At 68.7% G+C, this 9,409-nt stretch carries 10 protein-coding genes; 2 read left to right on the top strand and 8 right to left on the bottom strand.

Going from position 1 to position 9,409, the window contains the following annotated elements:
- The 7 genes from C667_RS16550 to C667_RS16520 all read right to left on the bottom strand — a co-directional run.
- Positions 1-502: helix-turn-helix domain-containing protein (locus C667_RS16550; protein WP_004370423.1), on the bottom strand; the 502-nt coding region annotated here is incomplete at its 3' end.
- A gap of 5 nt (positions 503-507) precedes the next feature.
- Entirely contained in the window at positions 508-1,308 is an 801-nt protein-coding gene (gene pilW / locus C667_RS16545; protein WP_004370422.1) for a type IV pilus biogenesis/stability protein PilW, read from the bottom strand.
- Positions 1,305-2,453 carry a dual-specificity RNA methyltransferase RlmN gene (gene rlmN, locus C667_RS16540; protein ID WP_004370420.1) on the bottom strand — a complete coding sequence of 383 codons (1,149 nt, stop codon included), beginning with the start codon at positions 2,451-2,453 and terminating at the stop codon, positions 1,305-1,307. The genes pilW and rlmN overlap by 4 nt, the downstream gene beginning before the upstream one ends.
- Before the next feature lie 132 nt (positions 2,454-2,585).
- Positions 2,586-3,011, bottom strand: a complete 426-nt coding sequence (gene ndk, locus C667_RS16535) for a nucleoside-diphosphate kinase (protein WP_004370419.1) — start codon at positions 3,009-3,011, stop codon at positions 2,586-2,588.
- Between the two features lie 219 nt (positions 3,012-3,230).
- Positions 3,231-4,517: a TRAP transporter large permease gene (locus C667_RS16530; protein WP_004370417.1), complete on the bottom strand. Its 1,287-nt coding sequence runs from the start codon at positions 4,515-4,517 to the stop codon at positions 3,231-3,233.
- 12 nt (positions 4,518-4,529) lie between these two features.
- The gene (locus tag C667_RS16525; protein WP_004370415.1) at positions 4,530-5,225 is read right to left on the bottom strand and encodes a TRAP transporter small permease; all 696 of its coding nucleotides are present in this window, start codon (positions 5,223-5,225) and stop codon (positions 4,530-4,532) included.
- Positions 5,226-5,301: 76 nt separating this feature from the next.
- Entirely contained in the window at positions 5,302-6,306 is a 1,005-nt protein-coding gene (locus tag C667_RS16520) for a TRAP transporter substrate-binding protein (protein WP_004370413.1), read from the bottom strand.
- A 193-nt stretch (positions 6,307-6,499) separates the two neighbouring features.
- On the opposite strand from C667_RS16520, the gene C667_RS16515 reads away from it, so the two are divergent.
- Positions 6,500-8,500, top strand: a complete 2,001-nt coding sequence (locus C667_RS16515; RefSeq protein WP_004370411.1) for an ATP-binding protein — start codon at positions 6,500-6,502, stop codon at positions 8,498-8,500.
- On the top strand, positions 8,497-9,102 hold the full coding sequence (locus C667_RS16510; RefSeq protein ID WP_004370409.1) for a response regulator transcription factor: 606 nt from the start codon (positions 8,497-8,499) through the stop codon (positions 9,100-9,102). Before C667_RS16515 ends, C667_RS16510 begins: the two co-directional genes overlap by 4 nt.
- A gap of 20 nt (positions 9,103-9,122) precedes the next feature.
- On the opposite strand, the gene tilS is transcribed toward C667_RS16510, so the two are convergent.
- Positions 9,123-9,409: tRNA lysidine(34) synthetase TilS (gene tilS, locus C667_RS16505; RefSeq protein ID WP_004370407.1), on the bottom strand; the 287-nt coding region annotated here is incomplete at its 5' end.

The following is a 9,409-nucleotide window of genomic DNA, read 5'->3' as shown; positions in this document are numbered from 1 at the left end:
ACGCGGCGTTGCCGGCCTCGGTGGGCGCGGGCGCGAAGGCGGGCGCGGGCTCGGTCTGCAGCTCGAGCGCGGCGGGCGGCTCGGTGCGGAACCAGTCGAAGTACCAGCCCACGCCGAGCAGGACCAGCAGCACGGCCACCACCGCACCGGCGGGGAAGCTGCCGCGGCGTGTACCGCCACCCGATGGCAGGTCGCCATTGGCGTTGCGGATCGGCGACAGGTCGGGCTGGTCGGCACCGGCGAGGCGACCGATGCCGTCGAGCAGCGGCGCCGCGTCGAGGCCGAGGTAGCGCGCGTAGTTGCGCGCGAAGCCGCGCACGAAGGCCATGCCGGGCAGCGCGGCGAAGTCGTCGTTTTCCAGCGCCTCGATCTGGCGCGGGCTCAGCTTGATGGCGAAGGCGGCCTCGTGCACCGATTCGCCGCGGGCCTCGCGGGCACGGCGCAGGCGGACGCCGGGCGAGGCGGCGGACTCGGTGCCGGGGGCGAGGTGGTCGGACTGCATGCTGCTCACTCGAACTTCCCTTGATTCATCGATTTGAACTCCTCCGATTCGGCGAAGCGGCTGCGCAGTTGCGCGGCGTAGCTGGCCTCGGCGTCGGCGTTGCCGAGGCGGCGCTCGGTGCGCAGGCCCAGCCACGCGGAGGCCGCGCTCGGGCCGTGCGCCTGGTGCAGGCGGATGAGCTGGCTGCGCGCCTGCTCGTAGCGCCCGCCGCGGTAGGCGATGTCGGCGAGCAGGTAGAGCGCCTGGGCGTTCTCCGGGTCGGCCTGCACCGCACGCTGGAACTGCGCCTCGGCGGCGGACTCCTCGCCGAGGCGGAGATGACACAGGCCCGCATTGGTGAGCGGGCGCGTCTGGTGGCGGTAATACGGGTTGCGCGCCGCGACGGCCAGGCGCTCGAGGCCTTCACGCTCCTGGCCCTGCGAGCACAGGAACCAGCCGTAGCTGTTGTTGAAGTCGGGGTCGCCCGGGGCCTCGCGCAGCGCACGCTCGAAGTTCTCGCGCGCGGCGCCGCGCTCCTCGACGTACATGTAGGCGAGGCCGAGCAGATGGTAGGCCGGCGCGTAGGACGGGCTGTCGTTGAGCGCGATCCTCGCCTCGTCGAGTGCGACGTCGTAGCGCCCCACCTCGAAGTAGGCCATGCCGAGCTCCACATGCACGCGGGCGCGCGCATCGGCCGGAGTGGCCGGGTTGGTGTCGGACATCGGCCGGCTGATCATCGCCGCGCTCGAGGGCACGCCGGGCGCGCCCGCGCAGCCGCCGAGCGCGAGCGCCACCGCCAGCACGGCGGGTGCCAGTGTCGATTTCATCGCATGTTCTCCCTTGCCTGGTGCAGGCGCACGGTGCGCCGCGTCCTGTCCTGGACCTGGCCGGCGAGCTGGCCGCACGCCGCGTCGACATCGTCGCCGCGCGTCTTGCGCGTGGTGGTCACGATGCCGGCCTCGATCAGGATACCGGCAAAACGCCGGATGCGCTCCGCGGGCGAGCGCTGGAAGCCGGAGTCCGGGAAGGGGTTGAACGGGATCAGGTTGAACTTGCACGGCGTGTCGCGCACCAGCGCGACGAGCTCGCGGGCGTGCGCGTCGCTGTCGTTCACGCCGTCGAGCATGACGTACTCGAAGGTGACGAAGTCGCGCGGCGCGCGCTCGAGGTAGCGCCGGCAGGCGGCCATCAATTCGCGCAGCGGGTATTTCTGGTTGATCGGCACGAGGCGGTCGCGCAGCGTGTCGTTGGAGGCATGCAGCGACACCGCCAGCGCCACCGGGCACTCGTCGCGCAGGCGGTCCATCGCCGGCACGACGCCCGAGGTCGACACGGTGACGCGCCGGCGCGACAGGCCGTAGGCGTGGTCGTCGAGCATCAGGCGCAGCGCGGTGACGACGTTGTCGAAGTTGGCGAGCGGCTCGCCCATGCCCATCATCACCACGTTGCTGATGATGCGGCCGTTGTCCTTTTCGCCGGCCTCGAGGTCCGGCGCGAGCTCGCCGGCGTCCGCGCGGGCGGCGCCGAGCAGCTTGTTGGCCAGCCAGAGCTGGCCGATGATCTCCGCGGCCGACAGGTTGCGGTTGAAGCCCTGCTTGCCGGTGGAGCAGAACGCGCAGTCGAGCGCGCAGCCCGCCTGCGAGGACACGCACAGCGTGCCGCGGCTGGTTTCAGGGATGAACACGGTCTCGACCGCATTGGCGTTGCCCACGTCGAGCAGCCACTTGCGCGTGCCGTCGGCCGAGATCGAGTCGCGCACCGGCACCGGCGGGCGGATCACGGCGACGTCCCTCAGCTTGGCGCGCAGGGACTTGGCGACGTCGGTCATCGCGTCGAAGTCGTCGCAGCCCTCGCGATGCATCCAGCGCATCACCTGGCGGGCGCGGAACGGCTTCTCGCCCAGCCCGGCGAACCAGGCGACGAGACCGTCGACGTCGAAATCGAGCAGATTGACCGGATTGGGAGTGCTCATGCCTGAAACTTCACCTCTCGGGAGCGGAGGCCCGCGATGACGGGCCGACCGTAATGCAAACGGCCCGCTCACGCCGCGCGCGGTGCGGGAGGCACCGCGAAGCGTGCGCGACGGGCCGTCGGTACGGACCGCTCAGCGCGAGTAAACGTTCATGCCCGGGAAGAAGAAAGCCACTTCCACGGCAGCGGTCTCGGGGGCGTCGGAGCCGTGCACCGCGTTGGCGTCGATCGACTCGGCGAAGTCGGCGCGGATGGTGCCCTTGTCGGCCTTCTTCGGGTCGGTGGCGCCCATCAGCTCGCGGTTCTTGGCGATGGCGCTCTCGCCTTCCAGGCACTGGATCATCACCGGGCCGGAGGTCATGAACGAGACCAGGTCCTTGAAGAAGGGACGCTCCTTGTGCACGGCATAGAACTCGCCGGCTTCACGCTCGGACAGGTGCGCCATCTTGGCGGCGATGACCTTGAGGCCGGCGCCTTCGAAGCGGGCGTAGATCTGGCCGATCACGTTCTTGGCGACGGCGTCGGGCTTGATGATGGACAGGGTGCGTTCGATTGCCATGGATAACTCCGGGACTGCGCTTGGATAAAGCGTGAGGTTTGGAAAAAAGCGCGAAATTTTAGCAGGTTTCGCACGACACCGATGCGCGCGCTCGGCGCGGGAATGTAAGGCGACGCAAGCGCCGCGACGAAAAACACGATCCCCGCCGGCATCGCTGCACGGCGGGGATCGATCCAGCCTGCCTGCCGGGGCCGCGCGCGACGGCCCCGGCACGCGCGCTTACATCATGCCCAGCGCCCTGGGCAGGAAGGTGGAGATGCTCGGGATGTAGGTGATCATCATCAGGAACACCAGCATCGTGTACAGCCACGGCATCACCGCCTTGCTCATCTCGGTGAGGCCGGCCTTGGTGATGCCGCTCGCCACGAAGAGGTTCAGGCCCACCGGCGGCGTGATCATGCCGATCTCCATGTTCACCACGATCATCACGCCGAAGTGGATCGGGTCGATGCCGAGCGCCACCGCCACCGGGAACAGGATCGGCGCCAGGATCAGGATGATCGACGACGGCTCCATCAGCGCACCGGCCACCAGCAGCAGCAGGTTCACCACGATCAGGAAGCCGATCGGGCCCATGCCGCTGGCGACGATCGCGTCGGCCATGCGCTGCGGGATCTGCTCGCTGGTCAGGATGAAGGAGAACAGCACCGCGCTGGCGATGATGAACAGCAGCATCGCGCTCATGTTGGCCGAGTCGAGCAGCACGCGCGGGATCTGCTTGAAGGTGAGGTCCTTGTACACGAACACCGCGATGAAGAAGGCGTACACCGCGCTCATCGCCGCCGCCTCGGTCGGGGTGAACATGCCCGAGTAGATGCCGCCCATCACCACCACGATCAGCATCAGCCCCCAGAAGGCCTTGCGGAAGTGCTTGATGCGGACGGCCCAACTCGTGCGCGGCAGCGTCGGGTAGTTGTTCTTGCGCGCCACGTACCAGGTGCAGGCGCCGAGCATGAAGGCCAGCAGCAGGCCGGGGATGACGCCCGCCATGAACAGCGCGCCGACCGAGGAGTTGGTCGTCACCGAGTACATCACCATGACGATCGAGGGCGGGATCAGGATGCCCAGGCCGCCGGCCGAGGCCACCACGCCGGCGCCGAAGCGCAGCGGATAGCCCTGCTTGATCATCGCCGGGATCAGGATCGAGCCGATCGCCACCACGGTCGCCGGGCTGGAGCCCGACACCGCGGCGAACAGCGCGCACGCCAGCACCGCCGACATGCCCAGGCCGCCGCGCAGGTGGCCGACCATGGAGGTGGCGAAGTTGATCATGCGTCGCGCCACCCCGCCGTGGGTGAGGAAGTTGCCGGCTAGGATGAAGAAGGGGATCGCCATGATCTCGAACTTCTCGATGCCGGTGAACATCTTGAGCGCCACCGATTCGAGCGGTACGTCGGTGAAGATGAACATGAAGCTCAGCACCGTGAGGCCGAGCGCCACGCCTACCGGCATGCCGATCGCCATGAGGACGACGAGCAGACCGAAGATTGCAATCGTGTTGGTCATGATGTCGTCTCCTTACTTGCCCTGGCCGGGACGCTTGGCCTCGGCCTCGCGACGGGCGTGTTCGATGTCTTCCGCGATCGAGAAGGCTTCGCCCTCGAGCAGCACGTTCTCGTCATCCTCGTCGTCCAGGCCTTCGACGTGGCCATGGTCGTGGGTGGGCAGCTCGCCGGTGCGGGCGAAGCTCACCATGACCTGCAGGAAGCGGTAGCACATCAGGAAGGAGCCGAGCGGCACCGCGGAATAGACGATCCAGGTCGGCCATTCGAGGTCGGGCGTGGTCGGGCCTTCGAAAAAGTCGCCGGTGTCACGACCGAAGAGCGTCAGCGTCTCGTAGGCCATGCCGTTCTCCCACACGAAGAGCGCGCCGAAGAGGCCGATGAGGCCGGTGAAGAGCACCCCGCACACCAGGCCGATCTGGATCAGCGCCGTGCGCGAGCTGCCGCTGAGCTTGTTGATCAGGATGTCGACGCCGACGTGGATGCCGGTGCGCACGCCATAGGCGGCGCCGAACTTGGCCATCCACACGAAGAGGATGATGCAGAACTCCTGCGCCCAGCCGACGTTCATGTCGAGGAGCCAGTCCTGCAGCAGCGGAATCTCGTAGCCGGAGAGGTAGCGATGCACCACCGAGATGAAGATCACGATCGTCGCCACGGCCATCAGGCTGGCGATGATGATCTCCTCGAGGCGGTCGAGAAGCTTGTTCATGATTGTTTTCCCCCGAAAAAACGCCCGTCGCTCTCTGCGAGCCGGACGGGCGCTGCTGGGTGTGGAGACGAGAGGATTACAGCTTGGCCGGATCGAAACCGGTTTCCTTGTAGATGGACTGGATCAGCTCGGCGCCGATGCGCGACTCCATCTTCTTGTGCACCGGAGCGAACGCCTTCTTGAAAGCAGCCTTCTCCTCGGCGGTCGGGGTGTGGATCTCGGTCTTGCCCGAGGCACGCACCGCTTCCAGCGACTTGTCGTTCTCTTCCTTGGCGATCTGGTTGGCATAGACGGTGGACTCGACCATGGCCTTGTCGAGCTGGGTGCGGATCTCCGCCGGCAGCCCGTCCCAGAACTTCTTGTTGGTGATGACCGCGTAGCCGAGGTAGCCGTGGTCGGTCAGCGTCATGTGCTTCTGCACCTCATGCATCTTCTGGGTGTAGAGGTTGGAGTGCGGGTTCTCGGTGCCATCCACGACGCCGGTCTGCAAGGCCTGATAGACCTCGGAGAAGGCCATCACCTGCGGCAGCGACTTGACCTCGCGCATCTGCTCCTCGAGCACCTTGGACGACTGGATGCGCATCTTCTTGCCGCGCAGGTCCTCGGGCTTCTTGATCGGCGAGTTGGCCGAGAAGGACTTGAAGCCGTTGTCCCAGAAGGCCAGGCCGCGAATGCCCTTGGGCTCGAGCTTGGCGAGCAGCTGCTGGCCGACCGCGCCCTGGGTGATCTTGTTCAGGGCCTCGTAGCCGTCGAAGATGTAGGGCAGGTCGAAGACCTCGAACTCGCGCACGCCGAGCGGGCCGAACTTGGCCAGCGACGGGGCCAGGAGCTGGACCGCGCCGAGCTGCAGGGCCTCCATCTCTTCCTTGTCCTTGTACAGCGTGCTGTTGGCGTACACCTCGACCTTGACCGCGCCCTTGGTGTATTCCTCGGCGAGCGCCTTGAACTTTTCGGCGGCCTTGCCCTTGGGCGTGTCCTGGGCCACGACGTGGCTGAACTTGATCACGATGGGCTCGGCCGCAAGCGCGACGCTGGACAGACCGACGGCAACCAGACCGACCAGAAGCGAACGGATCTTCATGAAGCACCTCCTCCTAGAGAACAGCATCGGGGTATTGTTCGGCTACCCGGGGCCTCCGGGCGGCACGCTCGCACTGCGATAAGTTTCGCTGTGTCGGACATCAGTATCGTTTCGCCCGCAGCGCGCTGCTATTGTGGATCTCCGCATCCGTGACAACCGCAAGCCACCGTATCCCCATCCGCCGCCTTCCGCAATGAGCCACGCCGACGCACCGTCCATCCTGCCGCTCGCGCGCCGGCGCTGGCTGCAGCACCTGCCCTACCTCAGCCTGGCGCTCTTCCTCGCCGCGATCACCGCGCTGGTGTGGCTGACGCGCGAGTACGACGACGACGCCCAGCGCGCGACGCTGATCAGCGACGTGCTGTGGATGGAGCAGAACCTGCGCTTCAACCTCGACCGCAACGAGATCCACCTGCAGGAGATCGGCCCCGAGCTGCTCGCGGCGCCCGCACCGTCGGCCCAGACCGAGGCGCGCCTGGCCAGCCTGCTGACGCACGAGCGCGGCCTCGCGCGAATCCTGTGGCTGTCGCCGGAGGGGCACGTGCTGGGCGCGATGCCGCCACTCACCCCCGCCCCGGTCGCGCACGACGCGTCCGCCGACGCGGCCGCGGCGCCGGTCGACGAATCCAGCCTGCAGCTGGCGCGCGGCATCGGACGCGCGGTGTATGGTCCGGCACATCCGGCCCCCGGCGGCGCCCACCACTTCGAGGTGCACGTGCCGGTGTGGTCGGACGAGGCGCAGGTCGGCATGGTGGTCGGCGTGTATTCGCTGTCGGACGTGGTGATGCGCGAGCTGCCGTGGTGGTTCTCCGAGCGCTACCACGTCGCGGTGCTCGACAGCGACGGCCGCAGGCTCGCCGCCAAGTCGAAGGTCGCGCCGCTGTCGCCGCGGCTGTCCTACAGCATGCCCTTCGACCCGCCCGGGCACGGCCTCACGCTGCAGATCGCCGCCTACCGCTCGGAGACGCGCTGGATCCCGCTGCTGCTCGGCGCCTCGATCGTGCTGCTGGCCGGGATCATCGTGTGGAGCGTGATGCAGCTGCGCCGCCAGCTCGCCCGCCGCCAACAGGCCGAGGTCGCGCTGCGCGCCGAGTCCGCCTTCCGCAAGGCGATGGAGGACTCGATGCTCACCGGCATGCGCGCGCGCGACCTCGACGGCCGCCTCACCTATGTGAACTCGGCCTTCTGCCGCATGACCGGCTTCAGCGCGGACGAGCTGCTCGGGCTCAAGGCGCCGATGCCCTACTGGGACCCGGAGCGCATCGAGCAGACCTACGCCCTGCACCGCGAGATCCTCGCCGGCGGCAGCTCGGCCGATGGCACCGAGGTGCGCCTGCGGCGCAAGAACGGGGACGTCCTCGACGTGCTGGTGTTCGAGGCGCCGCTGATCGACGCCGCCGGCCGCCACGCCGGCTGGATGGGCTCGGTGCTCGACATCACCGAGCAGAAGCGCGCGCGCGAACACGCGCTGCAGCAGGAGGAGCGCCTGCAGCAGAGCTCGCGCCTGATCACGATGGGCGAGATGGCGTCCACGCTGGCGCACGAGCTCAACCAGCCGCTCGCCGCGATCGCCAGCTACACCTCGGGCTGCATCAACCGCCTGCAGGACGAGGCGCCGCTCGACCGCGCCGAGCTGCTCGACGTACACCAGCGCATCGCCCGCCAGGCCCAGCGCGCCGGCGAGATCATCCGCCGGGTGCATGATTTCGTGCGCCGCTCCGAGCCCAAGCGCGAGGCGCTCGACCTCGCCGCGGTGATCCGCGACGCCATCGGCCTGATCGAGGCCGACGCGCGCAAGCGCGGCATGCGCATCCGCAGCGAGCTCGCCGACGGCCTGCCGCAGGTGCCCGCCGACGCGGTGATGATCGAGCAGATCGTGGTCAACCTGGTGCGCAACGCGATGGACTCGATGCGCGACACCCCGCCGCCCGAGCGCACCGTCGCCGTGCGCACCGCGCGCGAGGGCCGCTTCGTCACCGTCACCGTCGCCGACCGCGGCGCCGGCATCCCCGCCGAGACCGCCGCCCGCCTGTTCGAGCCCTTCTTCACCACCAAGCAGGAGGGCATGGGCATGGGGCTCAACATCTGCCGCACGATCGCCGAGCTGCACCGCGGCCGCCTGGCCTTCGAATCGCGCCCGGGCGGCGGTACCATCTTCACCCTCTCACTCCCGGTGGACGCCGACCTCGAATGAACACCGCCTGCACGCACATCATCGACGACGACGAGGCCATCCGCGACGCCCTCGAATGGCTGTTCAAGACGCGCGGCGTGCCGTGCCGGAGCTGGGCCTCGGCCGAGGCCTTCCTCGCCGACTGGCGCGGCGACTGGCGCGGCTGCGTCGTGCTCGACATCCGCATGCAGGGCATGAGCGGGCTGGAGTGCTTCGACGAGCTGCTGGCGCGCGGCTGCCGGCTGCCGGTAATCTTCATCACCGGCCACGGCGACGTGCCGATGGCGGTGGCCGCGCTCAAGAAGGGCGCCTTCCACTTCATCGAGAAGCCCTTCAACGACCACGACCTGGTCGACCTCGTCGAGAAGGCGCTCGCCACCGACGACGAGCGCCTGCGCGTCGCCGCCAGCCGCGAGACCATCGAGGCGCGCCTGGCCACGCTCACCCAGCGCGAGCGCGAGGTCATGGAGCAGATCCTCGAGGGCAAGTACAACAAGGTGATCGCCGACGAGCTGTCGATCTCGATGCGCACCGTGGAGGCGCACCGCTCGCGCATCTTCGACAAGATGGAGGTGCGCTCGGCGGTGGAGCTGGCGCAGCTGCTGACCACGCTGCGCAACTGAGCGCCGCGCCGGCGCCGCGCTCAGTCCGGCGACGTCGATGCGGGCATGCCGCCCGGTCGCCACTCCGGCACCAGCCCCGGCGCCTGCGGCGCGCAGGCGAACTCCGCCGCCACCCCGATGCCGCCCACCCAGGCGGGCTCGCCGTCCACCCACAGCACCGGCAGGCGGTCGCGCAGCCACGCCGGGATCGCGGCCTCCTGGCAGAGTTTGCGCAGCTCGCGTCGCGGCCGCGCCGGGTGCAGGCGCAGGCGCAGGCCCTCGCCCCGCGGCGCGAGCCGGACCTCTGCGGCGCGCTCCAGGCGAGCGC

Source organism: Thauera phenylacetica B4P (assembly GCF_000310225.1).
GTDB lineage: Bacteria > Pseudomonadota > Gammaproteobacteria > Burkholderiales > Rhodocyclaceae > Thauera > Thauera phenylacetica.
The sequence above is the reverse complement of the archived record's forward strand: the minus strand, read 5'-3'. Positions and strand labels throughout refer to the sequence as shown.